This is a genomic window from Terriglobus albidus (assembly GCF_008000815.1).
In the GTDB taxonomy this organism is placed as follows: Bacteria; Acidobacteriota; Terriglobia; order Terriglobales; family Acidobacteriaceae; genus Terriglobus; species Terriglobus albidus_A.
Genome location: NZ_CP042806.1, coordinates 481,578 through 499,683 on the forward strand (window position 1 = coordinate 481,578; position 18,106 = coordinate 499,683).

The 18,106-nt window shown below is 59.1% G+C and carries 18 protein-coding genes; 12 read left to right on the forward strand and 6 right to left on the reverse strand.

Going from position 1 to position 18,106, the window contains the following annotated elements:
- The first annotated feature begins 48 nt into the window (after window positions 1-48).
- On the forward strand, window positions 49-762 hold the full coding sequence (locus FTW19_RS01955; protein WP_147646057.1) for a DNA-3-methyladenine glycosylase family protein: 714 nt from the start codon (window positions 49-51) through the stop codon (window positions 760-762).
- Window positions 763-1,010: 248 nt separating this feature from the next.
- Here FTW19_RS01955 and FTW19_RS01960 read toward each other — a convergent pair whose 3' ends face one another.
- The 4 genes from FTW19_RS01960 to FTW19_RS01975 form a co-directional block, all read right to left on the reverse strand.
- Window positions 1,011-2,189 (reverse strand): DUF4349 domain-containing protein, encoded by a 1,179-nt coding sequence (locus FTW19_RS01960; protein WP_147646059.1) that lies wholly within the window; start codon window positions 2,187-2,189, stop codon window positions 1,011-1,013.
- Complete coding sequence (locus tag FTW19_RS01965; RefSeq protein WP_187143208.1) at window positions 2,186-2,776, reverse strand: RNA polymerase sigma factor; 591 nt, start codon at window positions 2,774-2,776, stop codon at window positions 2,186-2,188. Before FTW19_RS01965 ends, FTW19_RS01960 begins: the two co-directional genes overlap by 4 nt.
- Before the next feature lie 309 nt (window positions 2,777-3,085).
- Entirely contained in the window at window positions 3,086-3,466 is a 381-nt protein-coding gene (locus FTW19_RS01970) for a hypothetical protein (RefSeq protein ID WP_147646061.1), read from the reverse strand.
- Window positions 3,467-3,478: 12 nt separating this feature from the next.
- Window positions 3,479-4,105: an FMN-dependent NADH-azoreductase gene (locus FTW19_RS01975; RefSeq protein ID WP_147646063.1), complete on the reverse strand. Its 627-nt coding sequence runs from the start codon at window positions 4,103-4,105 to the stop codon at window positions 3,479-3,481.
- A gap of 114 nt (window positions 4,106-4,219) precedes the next feature.
- On the opposite strand from FTW19_RS01975, the gene FTW19_RS01980 reads away from it, so the two are divergent.
- The 3 genes from FTW19_RS01980 (at window position 4,220) to FTW19_RS01990 (ending at window position 5,973) form a co-directional block, all read left to right on the forward strand.
- Window positions 4,220-4,810 (forward strand): TetR/AcrR family transcriptional regulator, encoded by a 591-nt coding sequence (locus FTW19_RS01980; RefSeq protein ID WP_147646064.1) that lies wholly within the window; start codon window positions 4,220-4,222, stop codon window positions 4,808-4,810.
- A gap of 89 nt (window positions 4,811-4,899) precedes the next feature.
- The gene (locus tag FTW19_RS01985) at window positions 4,900-5,376 is read left to right on the forward strand and encodes a globin domain-containing protein (protein WP_147646066.1); all 477 of its coding nucleotides are present in this window, start codon (window positions 4,900-4,902) and stop codon (window positions 5,374-5,376) included.
- A 162-nt stretch (window positions 5,377-5,538) separates the two neighbouring features.
- Window positions 5,539-5,973, forward strand: a complete 435-nt coding sequence (locus FTW19_RS01990) for an Rrf2 family transcriptional regulator (RefSeq protein WP_147646068.1) — start codon at window positions 5,539-5,541, stop codon at window positions 5,971-5,973.
- A gap of 2 nt (window positions 5,974-5,975) precedes the next feature.
- Here the strand turns inward: FTW19_RS01990 and FTW19_RS01995 are convergent, their stop codons facing one another.
- Entirely contained in the window at window positions 5,976-6,995 is a 1,020-nt protein-coding gene (locus FTW19_RS01995; protein WP_246153529.1) for a GlxA family transcriptional regulator, read from the reverse strand.
- Between the two features lie 73 nt (window positions 6,996-7,068).
- Here FTW19_RS01995 and FTW19_RS02000 point away from each other — a divergent pair, with 73 nt between their 5' ends.
- From FTW19_RS02000 to FTW19_RS02020, 5 genes are all read left to right on the forward strand, one after another.
- The gene (locus FTW19_RS02000) at window positions 7,069-7,347 is read left to right on the forward strand and encodes a DUF4242 domain-containing protein (RefSeq protein ID WP_147646070.1); all 279 of its coding nucleotides are present in this window, start codon (window positions 7,069-7,071) and stop codon (window positions 7,345-7,347) included.
- Window positions 7,348-7,737: 390 nt separating this feature from the next.
- Window positions 7,738-8,136, forward strand: a complete 399-nt coding sequence (locus tag FTW19_RS02005) for a DUF2809 domain-containing protein (protein WP_187143209.1) — start codon at window positions 7,738-7,740, stop codon at window positions 8,134-8,136.
- Between the two features lie 54 nt (window positions 8,137-8,190).
- Window positions 8,191-10,758 (forward strand): DUF3536 domain-containing protein, encoded by a 2,568-nt coding sequence (locus tag FTW19_RS02010; RefSeq protein WP_147646073.1) that lies wholly within the window; start codon window positions 8,191-8,193, stop codon window positions 10,756-10,758.
- Window positions 10,759-10,995: 237 nt separating this feature from the next.
- Window positions 10,996-11,832 (forward strand): 3-mercaptopyruvate sulfurtransferase, encoded by an 837-nt coding sequence (gene sseA, locus FTW19_RS02015; RefSeq protein ID WP_147646075.1) that lies wholly within the window; start codon window positions 10,996-10,998, stop codon window positions 11,830-11,832.
- Window positions 11,829-12,308, forward strand: a complete 480-nt coding sequence (locus tag FTW19_RS02020) for a cupin domain-containing protein (RefSeq protein WP_187143210.1) — start codon at window positions 11,829-11,831, stop codon at window positions 12,306-12,308. Before sseA ends, FTW19_RS02020 begins: the two co-directional genes overlap by 4 nt.
- 293 nt (window positions 12,309-12,601) lie before the next feature.
- On the opposite strand, the gene FTW19_RS02025 is transcribed toward FTW19_RS02020, so the two are convergent.
- The gene (locus FTW19_RS02025) at window positions 12,602-13,933 is read right to left on the reverse strand and encodes a M48 family metallopeptidase (RefSeq protein ID WP_187143211.1); all 1,332 of its coding nucleotides are present in this window, start codon (window positions 13,931-13,933) and stop codon (window positions 12,602-12,604) included.
- Between the two features lie 109 nt (window positions 13,934-14,042).
- Between FTW19_RS02025 and FTW19_RS02030 the strand changes: the two genes are divergently transcribed.
- The 3 genes from FTW19_RS02030 (at window position 14,043) to FTW19_RS02040 (ending at window position 18,056) form a co-directional block, all read left to right on the forward strand.
- Complete coding sequence (locus FTW19_RS02030) at window positions 14,043-15,752, forward strand: TldD/PmbA family protein (protein WP_147646079.1); 1,710 nt, start codon at window positions 14,043-14,045, stop codon at window positions 15,750-15,752.
- The gene (locus FTW19_RS02035) at window positions 15,753-17,423 is read left to right on the forward strand and encodes a metallopeptidase TldD-related protein (protein WP_147646080.1); all 1,671 of its coding nucleotides are present in this window, start codon (window positions 15,753-15,755) and stop codon (window positions 17,421-17,423) included.
- 129 nt (window positions 17,424-17,552) lie between these two features.
- Window positions 17,553-18,056: a hypothetical protein gene (locus FTW19_RS02040; RefSeq protein WP_147646082.1), complete on the forward strand. Its 504-nt coding sequence runs from the start codon at window positions 17,553-17,555 to the stop codon at window positions 18,054-18,056.
- Window positions 18,057-18,106 lie beyond the last annotated feature (50 nt).

Sequence of the window (18,106 nt, forward strand, 5' to 3'; positions counted from 1 at the left end):
CATTGCTGAACGGCGGAAAGACACATAACTTTCGGTACACTCTCCTGCATGTCCAGCTCCCGCTCCGGCCGTACTCACAAGCCTCCTTATGACCCTGCACACGCTATCGCCGAACTCTCTGCCGCTGACCCGAAGCTTGGCCGACTGATTGCGCGCTGGGGCCCTTTCACCATGCGCCTGGCCGCAACGCAGTCCCCCTTTGAAGCGCTGGCCGAGAGCATCATCTACCAGCAGGTGCACGCCAATGCAGCGCGCGCCATTCACAGCCGCATGATCGAGAGCTTTCACCACGTCTGCGGCATCGGCAATCATCCTTCGCCCGAACACATCCTCGACTGCCCAAACGATCAGCTCCGCAAAGCCGGGCTCTCACATAACAAGACGCTTGCTCTGCGCGACCTTGCGGCAAAGACCATCGACGGAACCGTACCCACGCTGGCAAGGATCAAGAAGATGTCCGACGAAGAGATCATTGAACATCTGGTCCAGGTGCGCGGCATCGGCAAGTGGACAGTGGAGATGCTGCTGATCTTCCGCCTCGGCCGTCCCGACGTTCTACCGCTCGATGACTACGGCGTACGCAAAGGCTTCGCGCTCACCTTCCTTGGCCTGAAGCCAACCCAGAAGGTCACACCGGACCTGCTCGCAACCAAAGAGCAGATGTTGCGCCGTGCCAAGAAGTGGCGCCCATGGTGCTCGGTTGCGAGCTGGTACATGTGGCGCGCCTGCGATCTTGCCGCCGGCAAACCGCCGGCGGAGTGAAGAGATCGGCTAAACACGACATCGCGCTGCGCGCGACCGGGTACAAGCCGGATCGTGCTCGGCTCCGTCCTTTCGTTGCGCGTAGCACAACCATTTCGCACCGAGGGTGCGAATGCCTTGCTTAAGGGCACGGCTTTTAGCCGTGCCGTATCAGAGCAAGAACGAAATGCGGCTTCGGCCGCTGAGGTACATGCTTAGAGCGTTTTCCCTGTTGTTGGGATACCCAGCAACAGGGAAAGCGCTCTATGTCACAGGTTTCTCTGCCCGCGCCGGTAGCGCCGCCAGAGAAACCATCCCGGCAGGCCAAGCAGGATGGTCCAAAGTACAAACAACGCTCCATACTCAGCCAGGAAGAGCAGGAAGCCCGAGGCTGTGTCGGCGATATGCCTCCAGCCCTTTCTCAATGCGTCATGTAGACGTGCAGGAAGAGTTGCCTCTTTCGACTCCGCGGTGATCTCTTCGGCGTGAAGCGTTACCGTTGCAAATGTAACCCGCTGATGAAGCGTCTTCTCGTCCGCTTCCATCTGTTCGATTTCGCCCCGGATCCGCGCCGCACTTTCTTCCACCTCCAGCACATCGCTGATGCTTCCCGTGCGCTGTTGCAGAATTGCGCGGAAGCGTTCTTCTGTTACTCGCGCGGTCTTCAGGCGCTGATCCAGATCCGCGGATTGTGCAGTAACATCTTCGCCTGACTGGCTCTCATTCATCACCTTGCCCAGCCCACGTAATGCGCCGCAGGCTTCATCAAGAACGGTGTCAGGCACTCGGAGCTCCGCATTGAATATGCGTCCTCCGTATCGGGGTGTCTCCACCTGAAGACTGGCCGCATACCCCTGATACTGCCTTAGGATCGACTCCGTCCGTGTTCTTGCTTCCAACACATTCGATGTCTGCACCGTGATCATTGCTCGCCGGGCAATCAATGTCGCGGGCTTCGCTGCGGAAAGATCCAGCTGCTGCTTTGCAACCACATCTTCCCCCACACCCAGCCTGTCATTGGTATAGCGCGAACGTGGAGTGGCGAGTCTCTCCGGAGTTCTTAGTGCAAGCGGCGGCGACTCTAATATGGCTGATTTGGAGATATATTCGACCCTTCTTGTGCCACCGGCCCACACCAGGATTAGCAACAGCAGCGACGCTCCGGCGCCCGCCACAATCCACTTCAGGTTCGGTAATTGCTTCTCCTTAGGCGTTTCGTCCAGGAGATCTCGAACCTGGGCCGGCATCGTAGAAGATCCTGGCGGAACCTCCCATGCAGCCAGAGAGGCCGAAGTCCGACGCATATCAGCCGCTACTCCCGAGCAGACCTCGCAGGCAAACAGATGCGCCTCCATCTGCTGCGCCTCGGCGGCGGGAAGCTCTCCGTCGAGCCATGCCATGATCTCTTCCGGCGAAAAAGGGTGCTGTGCCGTAACCGTGCTGCTCATACTCCCTCCTTCTGGCGGCTGACATCTGCTTGTACAGTTCCCTGTAAGAGATCGCGGAGTGCCATCCGCGCGCGGAAAAGACGAGACCGCACCGTGTTGACCGGAAGCGAGAGCAGCGCGGCGATCTCTGCGTAGCTCAACTCTTCAAACTCGCGCAGCATCACTACCTCGCGGTCTATCGCCTCCAACCTCGCCACAGCATCTCGCAAGACGAATGCGGAATCAGTGCCTCTCGCTGTCGCGGGTTCGATCTCTTCACTGCTCCAGAACATGGCGCGAAAGGCAGCCTTTCTGCGGAACGAACGGAGCTGCTTCAATGCGATCGAGTAAAGATAGGTGCGGAAGGTTGCCGAAGGCCGGTAGTGTGGGGCTGAGCGTACGACCGCCATCCAGGTCTCCTGCGCCAACTCGTCCGCCACTGAAGGCTCTTTGAGACGGCGCCGGAAGAATCCCGAAAGCGGATTCCGATAACGCGCATACAGCTCTTCGAATGCGGGAGTGATACCGGATGCAAAGGCGAGCATCAATTGCTCATCGCTCGTGCCTTCCCCCGCTCCCGACATCCGCTCCTCCGGCTTGCAGCTCATCTCTCGCACCATGCGGCAACGCTCTGATAATTGCGCGAGCGGCGAGAAAGTTCCCTGCTTTCCAAAGACGGATTGGAAAATATTTTGTCGAGGGAGGGCTGGCTCTTTTTTAGATCATTTTCCTGTTGTGGGGTATCCCGGGAGGAGCGTGCAGCGGCGTTTTCATTGCGGAAAACGCCCATAGATGCACAAGCCCTCCACTACACCTCCAGGAAAAATGCTCTAGGCCTGGATGGAAAGGCGAACGGGAAGGGCCGACGCCCCACCCTTCGCGATCAACCGCGAAGGATGGGGCCGCGGGAAGAGCTTTTACTCGGGTTTCGCCGCAAGGATTCCGCGGAAGCTTGCCCGGTACTGCGAGAAGACCAGCAGCCACAGCACTACCGCAACCAGCGCCGGAGCAATACCGGGCGACAGCGTCAGATGGAAGGCCAGGATGTTATACAGCTCTGCCGCCAGCAGGGTGAGCGCCAGTGGCACAAAGAAACCCGACAGCAGCAGCAGGCCTGCAATCAACTGCACCGCGAAGAAGAAATCGGCGAAGTGAGACATGGCCACCGCACCGAAGAACTGCAGCGCCAGCGGATTCGCCGGTGGGGGCTGCGGAATGAAATGAAAGAAACCGTTCAAGCCAAAGACTGTGAACATCAGGCCCAGAAGATAACGGGCAATCAACGATGCAATCTTCATCAATCGTTCTCCTTATGCGCTCTGCGCGTGTAGTTGTACGGCTTCAAGATGAGGCTGCAGGAAAGCGTCCCGGTCCTGCCCATACCGTAGCGCCGCGGTACCACCGGCGGTAAGGAAGGTCGTATCCGTCACCCCAAGAAAACCGAAGGCCGAGCGCAGATACGGCTCCACGAAGTTCAACGACTCCATCGCGCTCCCCGGTCCATAGACGCCTCCGGTCGCAAGCAGGAAGGTCGCCTTCTTACCGGTAATCAGCCCCTTGGGACCATTTTCCCCATAGGAGAAGGTCTTCCCGACGCGGGCGATCTGGTCGATCCATAGCTTCAGCGATGATGGCACGCTGAAATTATGCATCGGAACGCCGAAGACGTATTCGTCCGCGTTCTCCAGCTCCGCGATCAGCGTGTCGGAAAGCTTCAGCAACTCCGCCTGCTGGCCGGTGCGCTGATCTTCGGGCGTGAATGCAGCGCCGATCCACTCTGCCGTAATTGGCCACAACACGGTAGCGGTAAGGTCTCGCACGACAACCTGGCCGTCGGGATGGGCGGCTTTCCAGGTCGACTCAAAAGTCTCGGTCAGTTGGCGTGTAACGGAAACCCCATACAGTGGGCTGGAATCGACACGCAATAGGGTAGGCATAGCCAGAATCTCCTTTACGACAAATGATGGTTAAGCAACACCTGTCGATTCATAAATAATCGACATCTGTCGCAAAAGCAACGGGCGATGCAAAAAGAGGTATCCTGTTTCTAGATGGAACCGGCGACCCAAGCCGAGCATGTTTGTACGGAACCGACTGATCCACGCATCCGGCGCACTCGCCAGATGCTGCAGAGCGCCCTCTTCAACCTGCTGAATCGAAAGCACTTCAACGATATCTCCATCAGTGATATCGCGACCCAGGCAGGTGTGAACCGGGCCACGTTCTATCTCCATTACACCGACAAGAACGCCCTGCTTCAGGCCATGACCGAAGCTCGCTTCCGCGAACTGCTCGACCGCCGCGGGGTTGTTTTCGGCTGCGAAGGTGTGTTGCGCTCCCTGGCGTTGGGAGTCTGCGACTTTCTCTCCCAGACCGGGGGATGCCCTGAACAACTGGCCTCCATGCCACTTGAGACCTCGATCATTCCCGTCGTTGAAGGCATGATCCTTCACGGTCTTCGGGTGCACCAGGCTCCACCGGAGACGCCGACAGCCCTCATCGCCGCGACCGTCGCCTGGGCCATCTTCGGCGCCGCCAAGCAATGGATCCAGACACCGGAACGCCTTCCCGCTGAAGAAGTTGCCACGACCATAGAAACCCTGGTCAAACCGATCTTCTCGGCCATTCCAGCGGCACACTAAAACCCAATTTGGAATACGAAATTTTGGAGGATCGAGCTATTCTCGACATAAATATAGATTTAAAAGTTATATTAAGTTTCAGAGGAGAGATGACCTTGCTCGATCACCAGAAGCTGCTTGTTAAGTCCACTGTTCCCGCCCTCACCAAACACGGCGAAGAGATCACCCGGGTGTTCTACCAGCGCATGTTTGCCGCACATCCCGAGATTGCCCCGATGTTCAACCAGGACGACCAGAAAAATGGAGAGCAGCCCAAGCGCCTTGCGGCCGCGATTCTTGCCTATGCCGGCAACCTTGACCGTCTCGACCTGCTTGGTCCCGCGGTCTCCAGGATCGAGCACCGTCACGTCGCGACCAAGGTTCGTCCGGAGCACTACCCTATCGTCGGAAAGTACCTGCTCGAAGCCATCAAGGAAGTTCTCGGCGACGCCGCTACGCCGGAGATTCTGGAAGCCTGGGGCGTTGCCTATAACGAGTTGGCGCAGATCATGATCGGTCATGAAGCCGCCATCTACGCACAGCAGGAAAAAGAGCAGGAGCAGGAAGAAGAAGTCGCTGCCGTCTAGAGCGTTTTCCCTGTTGCCGGGTATCCCGGAAGTGGCGTGCAGCGGTGTTTTCATTGCGGAAAACGCCCATGGATGTGGGAGACCTACCCTACACCTACAGGGAAAATGCTCCAGGTCAGGCAAACCCAGGGAGCGGCAGTACTATGACGAGAGTCGAACTCGATGCAACTGACCCGATTTTCCGATCTCGCACTACGTCTACTGCTCTACCTTGCCGGCCATGACAAACCGATGGAGACGACAGCAACCGTCCGTGCCGTCTCCGAACTCTTCAACGTGCCCTACACCCATATGGTGAAGGTCACGCACCAACTTGGTCGCAAGGGCTGGCTCACCACCACCAAGGGTAAGGGAGGCGGACTTCGCCTCTCACGCCCCCCCGAAGAGGTCCGCATTGGCGAGATTCTGCGCACCACCGAGCCCGCTAACGACGTCATCGACTGCTTTACCCAGGCCTGCCCGCTGCGCTCCGCATGCACGCTGAAAGAAGCGCTCGACCGTGCCTATGAGGCTTTCTTCCGCGAACTCGACCAGTACACGCTGGCTGACGTTGCCGCCATGCCCGCACTGCAGAAACTGATCCAGATTTCACTCTGATCTCACGACGCGATATCGAAACGCCTGCGATATGCCGCAGGCGAGCATCCCGCGTGACGCTGAAAAACCGTCCGGAAGAAAGCCACATCGCCATAGCCCACTGCCTGGCTGACCTCCTCGATCGTCTGTGAAGGGTTCTCCAGCAACCGCTTGGCCGCCGCCACGCGTAGCTTCTGCTGATACTCGAGTGGCGAGTCACCCGTCGCCTGCTTGAAGCGCCGGGCAAAGTTACGCTCACTCATCCCTGCATGACGCGCTGCCTCCACCGCCGACCCGTGATGGAAGTGACTATGCATCCACTCTTGCGCACGCTGCACGCCGGCATCCCCATGCTCCAGTTTGAGAGGAGCGATCGCGAAGCCGGCCTGCCATGCCCGCCTGGTCTCAATCGACATCGCCCGCGCGCTCTGCAGCGCGATCTCGTGTCCGCAGAAGCGCTCCACCAGGTACAGGCTCAGATCCAGGGCGGCATGTACCCCTCCGCCGCAGAAGAGATTGTCTTCTTCTGTGACCATGTACTCCGGCATCCACAACACGCGGGGATACAGCATGCGGAACTTCGCCGCCAGCCCCCAGTGCGTGGTCGCACGCCTTCCGTCCAGCAAGCCTGTCGCCGCCACCAGCCCCACGCCGGAACAGACGCTGGCAATCGCTACACCACGCTCGCGCCAGCGGCGCAGCCACGGCACCACATCACGGTTACGCTCGACGACATCTTCCAGAGCGAGCCCGGTGGATGGAATCAAAATCACATCGGTCTTCGAGACGTCGTGGATCGACGCCATCGGCTCGATACGAAGCGGGCCATCGCACTCCACCGCCCGGCCATCTATCGAGACCGTGGTCACCCGGAACCGCGTCTCCACCTCCGTGCCGCTGCACAGGTTCCACAGGCTTCCGCTATGGCGAAACACCTCCATCGGCCCAATCGCCGTGGAAGAAAACATCCCTTGCGGAAAGTAGATGGTGACGTCGATCATTGGCTGTTTCACCGCCGCACTTTGGCCCATTTGCCACTTCATACGCCGTACTCCATTGCCTACGATTGGATTCGGTCAAGAACCACTCAAAAACAGCAACAGGAGCAACAAAAACATGAAGCGCTATCTGATTGAACGCGACATTCCCAAGGTCGGTTCCCTGAATCCGGGGCAGCTCTGCGACGCGGCGGCTACCTCCAACGCCGCGCTGGCACAGCTCGGTCCGGACATTCAATGGGTACACTCCTACGTCACCGCTGACAAGACCTTTTGCATCTATCTGGCCAAGGACGAGGCAGTGATTCGCCGCCATGCCGAGATCAGCGGATTCCCTGCAACGAAGATTACTGAGATCACCACCATCATCGATCCCTCGACGGCGACCCCGAAGTAGGCTTTGGCTGTCGGCAAAAAGAAATTTTCGGTGGCCCTGCTCATCGCAATGCGATGAGCAGGAGGCCTCGAGCGGCGCTCGAGGCGGTGGGAGCCGCAAGTTAGCCGCAATCAACGAAAGACCGCCCAACCAGCGTCCTGGAAACCAGGGCTCTTCGCGGCTTCTTGCCGTCCCGTCGGACAACTGAACCCCATCCAATGTCGCAGCCATCATTTCTCCACTTGATACATTGCTGGTTGCATACGCCGCACGATGCCGGATAGTTCATTTTTCCTGTAGGTGTAGTGCAGGGCTTGTGCGTCTATGGGCGTTTTCCTCAATGAAAACGCCGCTGCACACTCCTCCCGGAATACCCGGCAACAGAAAAAATGCTCTAGAGTGGGATGCACCATGCCTCGCTCCATCGCCTGTCTTCTTTTGTTGATGGCCACCATCCCTGTCGGCCTGGCTGCTCGTTTTGCCCCACTGCATCTCTCATGGTTCTGGGAGAAATATCTCGGCTCCGCCCTCTGGGCCGTGGCGCTTTACTGGTTTATTGCGGCACTGTTACCGCGGTTGCAACCGGTCGCGCTTTTCTGTGTCTCCGCCACTGCCGCGACCCTGGTAGAGCTCTCGCGACTTTTTCCGGAGCCGCATATTGACGCCTTTCGCCTTACGCTCGCCGGACGGCTTCTGCTTGGGCGTTTCTTCTCGGTTAAAAATATCGCCGCATATCTTCTAGCCATTGCGTTTACAGCCTGGGCTGACACGATCTTCCATCCCGGCGCATCCAATGCTGAGGCACACTAAAAAAGGGACGTTCAACTGCCCGGATGCCCGGGCACAGCAGAAACATGGAGAGTAATGGCCAAGACGAAAAAAATCGCGGACATGCCTGAATCTGGTGTCCCCGTCTCCCCTTCACCAGAGCAGCATCAGCGTTACGTTTGCGTGCATGGGCACTTCTATCAGCCGCCGCGCGAGAATCCATGGCTTGAGACCGTGGAGGTACAGGAGTCCGCGCATCCGTATCACGACTGGAATGAGCGCATCACCGCCGAGTGCTACTCCACCAACGGAGCCTCGCGCATCGTTAACTCAGCGAACCAGATCGTGCGCATTTCCAACAACTATTCGCGCATGAGCTTCAACTTCGGCCCCACGCTGTTAAGCTGGCTTGCCGAGTTTGCACCGGTCACCTATCGCACCATCCTCGACGCGGATCGCATCTCGGCACAACGCTTCAGCGGTCACGGCTCCGCCATAGCGCAGGTTTACAACCACATCATCATGCCGCTGGCCAACGACCGCGACTGCCTGACGCAGATCCGCTGGGGCAAGGCAGACTTCCGCTTCCGCTTCGGGCGCGATCCGGAAGGTATGTGGCTCGCCGAGACCGCGGCCAGCCGTCGCGTGCTCGATCTGCTGGCACAGGAAGGCATCAAGTTCACCATCCTCGCTCCTGCACAGTGCGCTCGTGTCCGTCCCCTTCCCAGGGATGGTGGAGCACCCGTCGGGTGGATCGATACCCGCGACGCCAAAGTTGATCCTTCACAGCCCTATCTCGTGAAGCTCGATGAAGGCCGCTCCATCACCGTGTTCTTTTATGACGGGCCAGTTTCGCGTGCTGTCGCTTTCGAAGGCCTGTTGAACTCCGGCGAATATCTCGCCAACCGTATCGTCGGTTCTCTGCCTCCGAACGACAACGATGGATCTACCCCGCAGCTGGCGCATATTGCGACCGATGGCGAGAGCTACGGACATCATCATCGTCATGGTGAAATGGCGCTGACATATGCCTTTCACTTCATCGAGCAGCAGGGCCTGGCGAAGCTGACCAACTATGGTGAATTCCTGGAGAAGTTTCCAGCTTCCTGGGAGGCCGAGATCTTCGAAAACACCTCCTGGAGCTGCGCGCATGGCGTGGAGCGCTGGCGCTCCAACTGCGGCTGCAATACAGGACGCGCAGGCTGGAACCAGGAGTGGCGCGCACCGCTGCGCGAAGCTCTCGACTACGTCCGTGATAATGTCAACCCGCTCGCAGAAGACTTTGCCAAACCCTTCCTCAAAGACCTGTGGGCCGCGCGTGATGCGTATATCCATGTCGTCCTCAATCGCAATCCTGAGAACGTCCACGCCTTCTTCACCGAGCACGGCACACGCGAGCTGACCGCCGGAGAACGAATCCGCCTGATCGAGCTGCTGGAGCTGCAGCGGCATACGCAACTGATGTACACCTCATGCGGCTGGTTCTTCGATGAGATCTCCGGCATTGAGACTGTGCAGATCATCGCCTACGCCGGCCGCGTGCTGCAGCTTGCCTATCAGCTCTTCGGTGAAAAGGGTAAAGAGCTCGAAGGGAAGTTCCTCGATATTCTGAAGAACGCAAAATCCAATATCGCCGAGATGAGTGACGGCGCCCAGGTCTATCGCCGCTGGGTGCTGGGCATGCGCGTCGGTCTGGAGCAGGTGGGCGCGCACTACGCCATCTCCTCCATCTTCCGCACCTATCCGGAAGAGGGCTACATCTTCTGCTACGACATCCGCCGGCACGAATACAAAGTCTTCTCCTCCGGCCGTGGACGTGTGGCGCTTGGTACCGCCACGGTTCGCTCACGAATTACCGGGGAGTGCGAGATGGTTGCTTTCGCCGTACTGCACCTGGGCGGCGACCAGAATCTCTCCGCAGCGGTGCGTTGCTATTCTCCGAATGAAGAAGAAGCCTTCAAGAACTTTGCCACGGCCGTTTCCGGAGCCATGGCGCAGGCCAATCTTCCCGACATCATCCGCAGCATCGATGGCTTCTTTCATCACGACCGCTCGCAGACCAGCTACTCGCTGCGTTCGCTCTTCTCCGACGAGCAACACCGCATCCTGCAAACCATCCTGACCAGCACGCTCTCCGAAGTGGAAGAGAGCCTGCGCCGCATCTACCAGGACCACGCCTCGCTGCTGCACTTTATCCGCCAGAGCAACATGCCCACGCCACCCGCTCTGGCCCTCACCGCCAACTTTGCGCTCAACGCGGGGATCCGCAATGCCGTTGAGGCTGATCCCTTCGATGCTCCGGCACTCTCCAGCCTGCTGCAACAGGCCATGACCGATGAGATTCAGCTCGACGGCCAGATCATCGGCTACTCCGCCGGTAAACGTATGCACGCGGTGATGCAACAGTTGCGGGACACGCTTTCGTCCGACTCGCCCTCGGTGGAGATTCTGCAGCTGGCAACCACCATGGCCGAGTGCTTCCGCCAACTGCCCTTCGAGGTGCGCTTCTGGGACAGTCAGAACGTCTGGAACTATCTCCTCGACCAGGTGCGCAACGATCCACGCCTGAACGGAGCATGGCAGGATGGCTATCGCCGGCTCGGCATCGCACTTGGCATCGGCGTTGATGAGCTGGTGGTGGAAGAGGGAGTCGGGAAACCTTAGCAGCATCCGGCTGCGCCGGATGCTGCGTTGAAAGTTAAAAGTTGAACGTTGAAAACGTACAGTATGGGCGCTCCCTATGCTGGATTCAGCACATACCGCACGTTTTCAACTTTCAACTTAAAAGTTCTGCCACAAAAATCAGTGGCTGACCGAAATGCCAACTTAACCACCGCTTTACGGCTTCAACTATCCCCAGAGTCCCTCGGCGCCTGCCAAGCATCTAAGATGGAATTCGTTATGAGCCTTCTGATTACGCCGCAGCAGTTGAACTCGCGCCTGAAAGACCCCGGCACTATTGTGCTGGACGCCACCCTTCCGCCCGTCGGCGTGACACCTCCTGTAGACACCCGCGCCCGCTACCTGGAAAAGCACATCCCCGGCGCTGCTTTCTTCGACATCGACGAGATCTCCGATCACACCACGCCGCTGCCGCACATGCTGCCCAACGAGCGTGAGTTTGCCAAGGCAATCTCTTTCCTCGGCGTCGGCTCCGATATGACCATCGTCATCTATGAGCAGGAGGGCGTCTTCTCCGCTCCACGTGCCTGGTGGATGCTGAAGACCTTCGGTGCGGAGGATGTGGTCATCCTCGATGGCGGCCTAAAAGCCTGGGAGGAAGCAGGCTATGCAACCCACTCCGGATTCGTCACCTGCAAGCCGGCAAGATTCACACCGCGCTTCGATGCCGAAGCGGTTATCAGCTTCGACGAACTCCAACAGGCCATTGCCGCGGGAGAGACCATCCTGGACGCCCGCGCAAAGGGCCGCTTCGACGGTACTGCTCCCGAACCACGTCCCATCTCCTCCGGCCATATGCCGGGCTCCATCAACATTCCCTTCCTGGAGCTCACCGAGAACGGCCGCTTCAAGTCGGCACACGACCTGAAGGCGTTGTTTGCGGCAAAGGGTGTGGACAAGAAAAAGCCCATCATCACCAGTTGCGGCTCCGGCGTAACAGCCGCGGTACTTGCCTTTGGCCTGGAGATGATCGGCGCAAAACATGTCAGTCTCTACGACGGCTCCTGGTGCGAATATGCCCAGCACCCGGAGGCGCAGATCGAGAAGGCACTGTGACCTCAGAAGAGCTCATCGTACATCTCGGGCTCGAACGTCATCCCGAAGGCGGATGGTACCGCCAGACCTATCTCGCCGCGAAGAAGGTACATACCGCTCGCGGCGAGAGGGCTGCCTCCACCGCCATCTACTTTCTGCTCAGCGGCAACGAATTCTCTGCCCTGCACCGTATCCAGTCTGACGAAGTGTGGCACTTCTACGCCGGTGACACGCTGATTGTGAGCGTGATTCATCCTGACGGCCGCCACGAAGACCTTCTGCTCGGCCAAAGCCTTCCCGCAGGCGAAACCCTGCAAGGCTGGGTCGCCGCCGGCGCATGGTTCGGCGCCCGCCTCAAGTGGCCCGGCACCTATGCTCTTGTCGGCTGCACCGTCGCCCCCGGCTTCGACTTCGCCGACTTCGAAATGGGCAACCGCGAGGTGCTGTTGCGGCAGTTTCCGCAACATGCGGAACTTGTCGCGAAGCTCACGCGGTAAGAGTTGCAAGTAAAAAGTTGAAAGTTAAAGCGTTCACGCATGGGCCGCCCGAAGTCCGGGTGCCCCACATACGCGTAGCTTATGTGGGACGTTCGAGCGAAGCTCGAATCGTTATTTGGGCCGGGCATCATCTCTGATCCCACACATGCTTTAGAGCATTTTCCCTGTTATTGGGTATCCCGGACGAGGGGTGCAGCGGCGTTTTCATTTCGGAAAACGCCCATGGATGAGGAAGCCCTACTCTACACCTACAGGGAAAATGCTTTAACGCTTCAACTTTTAACTTTCAACTTTTAACGAGCGCCGCCGACGTCCGTCTTAGGAAAGTACTTCGGCTCCATTCCCACCCTCCAAGGGTCATACGCATTCGCGAAGTTTGTGCGGAACCAGATCGGCGGATGACCTTCTGACCAGAACTCCTCAAACGGATGTGGCCTTGGGTCGTCGAGAGATGTTTCGCCAAGCACCTGGAAGCCGTGCACCGCTGCCCGTTGCGGATCGGCGACGATGCCGTGAATGACTTCCTGCCCATAGATGTCGGCGTTGTGTTCCAGCGTGCGGCTGATGGTGTTCCCGATGGGGTCGGAGATTTGGATCAACAGCACGCTCACCAGCAGCAGTACCGGTGCTGAAGCCCATTCGGTCTCAGCAGAGATTCCCCATCGGGCTCCAAAGCGCCGAATCATTGCGCGCTCTGCCCGCACGCCTAACGGCAACAGCACGAGGACAAGCAGTGCCGTAGCCCCCATGCCCAACCAGAGATGCTGCATTACGTAGTGCCCGGCCTCATGGCCGAAGACGAATGCGATCTCATCCGGAGTTGCACGGGCAATCGTCGTATCCCACACCACTACGCGTTTCGATGCGCCAACGCCGGTGACGTACGCATTCAGCCCGGTCACCTTCTCGCTGGCTTTCATCAGGAACATACGCTCAGTGGGAATTGCAACCCCACTGCGTTCAACGACTTTCTCCAGCTGCGCCACCAGAGCCGGGTTCGACCGCTCAAGGGGCTCGAACTTGTTGAAGAGTGGATCGATGAAGACCGGGGCGATAAAGACCATAAACACGATGCATGGCAGCATCGCTACCCATAGCCACCACCACCAGGTACGTGGAAACCGGCGGATCAGCCAATAGACGCCCAGACCGACAAGGACGACGAGGCCGGTCCGCAGAGCAACCCCTTTGCCCCAGTCTGCAAACCAGCTTCCCCAGTGCTGCACTGAGAGTCCGTAGCGTACGGCCAATTGATGCCCATACATCGCCAGCGGTAGCTTCAGCACCGACACCGTCACCAGCATGGCGCCGAGAAAGAGAATGCCCTTCACCCAACGCCGCAAGGCATATCGTTCGATCCACGTGCGCACCCGCCGAAAGTAGCCCGCGCTCAGCAGCACCAGAAGGATCGCGATATCGGCCGTGGGTGAAAGCCAGGAGAGGATCGTCCGCTGGCGATGGAGCGCCACGGCCTGCTGCATCTTCTGCGGCGGTAAGCTGTAGAGCATCGGACCGGAGCGCGCCGCCTGTTCTGCGGTCACGACCGCTGGCGTCTCCGCCCGGACGCAGGGGAAAACTGTTGCAAACAAGACAACAAAGAGCCAGCTCAGGCGTCGAAAAGTCATCAGGCGTTGGCGCGTCTCCGTCAAAGTGCTGCGATTGTTGCATCGCCGCGTTTCAGGCGCAAGCGGAGCCGCCCAAATTCCGATACACTCGCATCTCACACGGCCTCTTATGTCCTTGAAGTCAATCTGCACGCTTCTGGCAATCGCGTCCGCGGTTGCACCTGCTGTCGTCTCTGCCTCCGGCGCCCCCTCTACGCCGCAGCCGTCTGCGTTGCTCGACACCATGCACACCGAGCTCAACCGCGCCATGGACTCGCTCGGAAAGGGCGACCAGCAGCCCCATCCCTACTTCATCTCCTATGAGGTAGCGGATGCCTCTTCGCTAAATCTCGTCGCACAGTACGGCGCCATCGTCACTACATCGCAGGGTCACCGCCGTGTCGCCGATGTACAGGTCCGCATTGGTTCGCCCGCTCTCGACAACACGCACGGCGACCATCGCACCTCGGCGCTCACCACGATCAACCTTCCTTTGACGGACGACAAAGAGGCCATCGCCCGTTCCTTGTGGTTTGCCACCAATCGCGGCTACGGCAAAGCCCTGGACGGCTACCTGAAGGTGAAGACAGAGACACAGGTCCGCGCGAAGGAAGAAGACGCCTCACCGGACTTCTCGGTGGAGAAGCCCACCGACTCCGAGGCAAAGGCTGTGGCCCCGCTCACCGCCGACGTGGAGGCATGGAAGACGCGGCTCCGCGAGATCTCCGCCAGCTTCAAACCCTATAAGAACATCTTCTTCAACTACGTCGCCCTGACTGCCTCCAGCGAGACCGACTACTTCACTTCCAGCGAAGGCACACGCATCGCCAATCCCTACACCACAGCGCGCCTGGTCGTGGTCGCCCGCGCCCGCGCTGACGATGGCATGGACCTCTTCCGCGTTGAGACCTTTGAAGCGGATGCCCTCGATCACCTGCCGGACCAGAAGGCTGTGCTTGAGAAGCTAACCGCGCTGGCGAAGAACCTCGAAGCTCTGCGCACCGCACCTGTGACCCAGCCCTTCAACGGACCGGCGATCCTCTCCGGCCGCGCCTCTGCCGTCTTCTTCCATGAGGTGCTCGGCCACCGTCTCGAGGGTCAGCGGCAGCGTGGGGATGAGGAAGGACAGACCTTCACCAAATCGCTTGGCAAACCGATCCTTCCCGACTTTCTCTCCGTCGTCGACGACCCCACCATTGCGGCGCTTCACGGCATCCCGCTGAACGGACACTATAGCTACGACGACGAGGGCCAGCCCGCTCAGCGCGTTGAGCTTATCCAGGACGGCGTCCTGAAGACCTTCCTGATGTCGCGGCTGCCGATCGCTTCCGTGTCCACCTCTAATGGCCACGGCCGCGCACAGACGGGCCGCATGCCCGCCGGACGCCAGGGCAACCTCATCGTCAGCTCCACCAAATCAGTCAACGACGCCGAGCTGCGAAAGATGCTGATTGAGGAAGCAAAGAAACAGGGCAAGCCCTACGGCCTGTTCTTTGAGGACATCTCCTCCGGCTTTGCCGTCACCACACGCCGCTCGCCGCAGGCTTTCCAGGTCATTCCGCTGGTTGTCTATCGCGTCTACGTCGACGGCCGCCCGGACGAGCTGGTCCGCGGCGTCTCGATCGTTGGCACACCACAGGCAGCGTTGAACCGCATCCTCGCTACCGGCGACCGCCAGGAGATCTTCAATGGGGAGTGCGGTGCTGAATCTGGCTCGGTTCCCGTCTCTGCCGTCGCTCCGGCCATGCTGGTCAGCGAGATTGAAACTCAACGGCAGGCTCAGGGGACCACCCGGCCGCCCATTCTTCCACCACCAGGCATGGATGAGGAGGTCAAGTAAATGAAGACACGTCGTATCTTCTCCTCTCTCACCGTCCTTGGCATCGCACTCGTTCCTGTCGCTGCCGTAGCACAACAACTTCCTGTCGCTGCCGTCCCGCAACAACAGACCGATCCCATGCTCACTGCCATGCAGCAGGAGATGGAGCGCAGCCGTCAGAAGCTGGTGCTGCCCGGCATGCTGCGCCCGTACTTCATGGAGTACCGCCTGGAAGACGTCACCGAGTACCAGGCCGATGCAAGCTTTGGCGCCCTGACCAACGAGACGGAAAACCACCAGCGCTTTGTGCGGGTCCAGGTCCGGGTCGGCAGCTATAAGTCAGACAACTCCAGCGTACGCGGCGAAGGCACCGTGCAGGTCGCGCCCATGGACCAGAATCCCGAAGCCCTGCGCTACGCTCTCTGGTTCGCCACCGATGAAGCCTACAAGGCAGCGCTGAATGCCTACTCCCGCAAGCAGGCCGACCTCAAGCGCTTTGAGACTCCGCCGACCGCCGATGATTTCTCCCCTGCAAAGCAGGTGACGAAGATCGATCCGCTGGTGAAGCTCGACCTCGATCGTGAGGACTGGAAACAGCGCGTCATCGAGGCCAGCGGTCTTTATGCAACGGATGCGCACGTAAAAGGGTTTGCGGAACAGATTCAGTACTCCAACTCAAGCTTTCGTGGCCTGGCGGTCAACCGTTACCTGGTGAATACGGACGGCACCGCTGTACGCCGTGGATACACAGCCTACTCCGCCGGCATCAGCGTCGGGACACAGGCGCGCGATGGCACACGTCTTTCGCGGGATAACGGCCCGGTAGCTACGCAGGCAAAAGACCTGGAATCAGCAGCCGCCTTCAAGCAGCGTGTCATCGACGATCTCCTGAGCCTGCGTGCCCTGCAGAACGCTCCCATCGTCATGGCGGAGGACTACCACGGTCCTGTGCTCTTCAGCGGCGACGCCTCTACCGATGTGCTTAACCGCCTCTTTGTTCCCAACATCGAAGCGGACAAGCCCGATACAGGCACCATGGCACGCACCCAGGGCGCCTTCTCGTCGAGCTGGAAGCAGCGCGTTCTTCCTGACTTCCTCGACGTCAAGGACGATCCCGCGATGAAGGCCTTTCACGGTAAGTCGCTCATCGGCTCTTACGATATCGACGATGAAGGCGTGCCGGCACAGACCGTACAAGTGGTCTCGAAGGGAATCCTGCAGAACTACCTCATCGACCGTGAGCCGGTGAAAGACTTCCCGGAGTCCAACGGTCACGGCCGCGCCGCTCTCGGCCGCCGCGCCGAGTCGCACTCCGGCGTAATGATCTTCACCCCCACAAAGGTCACACCCGCCGCCGAGATGGAGAAGAAGATCCTTGCCATGGCGAAGGAGCAGAACCGTCCCTTCGTTTACATTGCGGAGACGATGGGCGGTGAGCTTACTCCACGCCTGCTCTACCGTGTCACCCCTGACGGCAAACGCGAGCTGGTGCGCGGCGCGGTCTTCGATGAGCTCGACCAGCGCAGCCTGCGGTCAGACATCATCGCAGCCGGTGATGATCCGTACATACAGAACTCGCTCGCACCGCTGCCGCAGACCACCATTGCACCATCGCTGCTCTTTGGTGACATTGCCGTGAAACGCGCACAGAACGAGCAGCAGAAGCTGCCTTACTACGCTCCGCCGCAGTAGAGCATTTTCCTCGTGGATGTAGTGTAGGGCTTCCGCATCTATGGGCGTTTTCCGCAATGAAAACGCCGCTTGTACGCTGTTCCGGGATACCCCACAACGGGGAAAACGCTCTAAGCTTAAGGGATAACCATGCACCTCGACCCGCAACTGCTGCGCGCCATTGCTCTCTCGCTCTTTATCTTTCTCGTTTTGTCCAGCCGTATGAGCAAGGGATCTGTAAAGCAGACACCTGAGGGGCCGGCCTTTCCCATCAAACCGCTCTTTGCTCTCTCCCGCTGGATCCTGCTGCTGGCTTACGTCGCTCTCGTCATTGTGCTGTCGGTCATGCACGTCAGCAAGATTCCGCCGGTATGGATCATAGTGGTACTTGTTCTTGTCTGCATCCTGGTTGTGCTGCGCATGCCCGGCACCATCGTGCTGACACCTACTGCCATCGTGCAGCGGTTCTGGTTCTTCAAAGACAAGCAGATTCCCTATAACGACGTGATGGCCATCAGCGTCTCACAGGGAGGACGCGTCACCCGCGTCATGGGCTCCAATCGCGTCACGATTCTGCATTCACCCAATCACTCGGCCTCCGAAGCCTTCCGTCAGGAGATGGAGCTGCGGACCGGCAAGAAGGCTGTGCTGTAAACAGACCCGAACTTCATATCCACGGGCTGCGTATCTGCTTCTACACATAA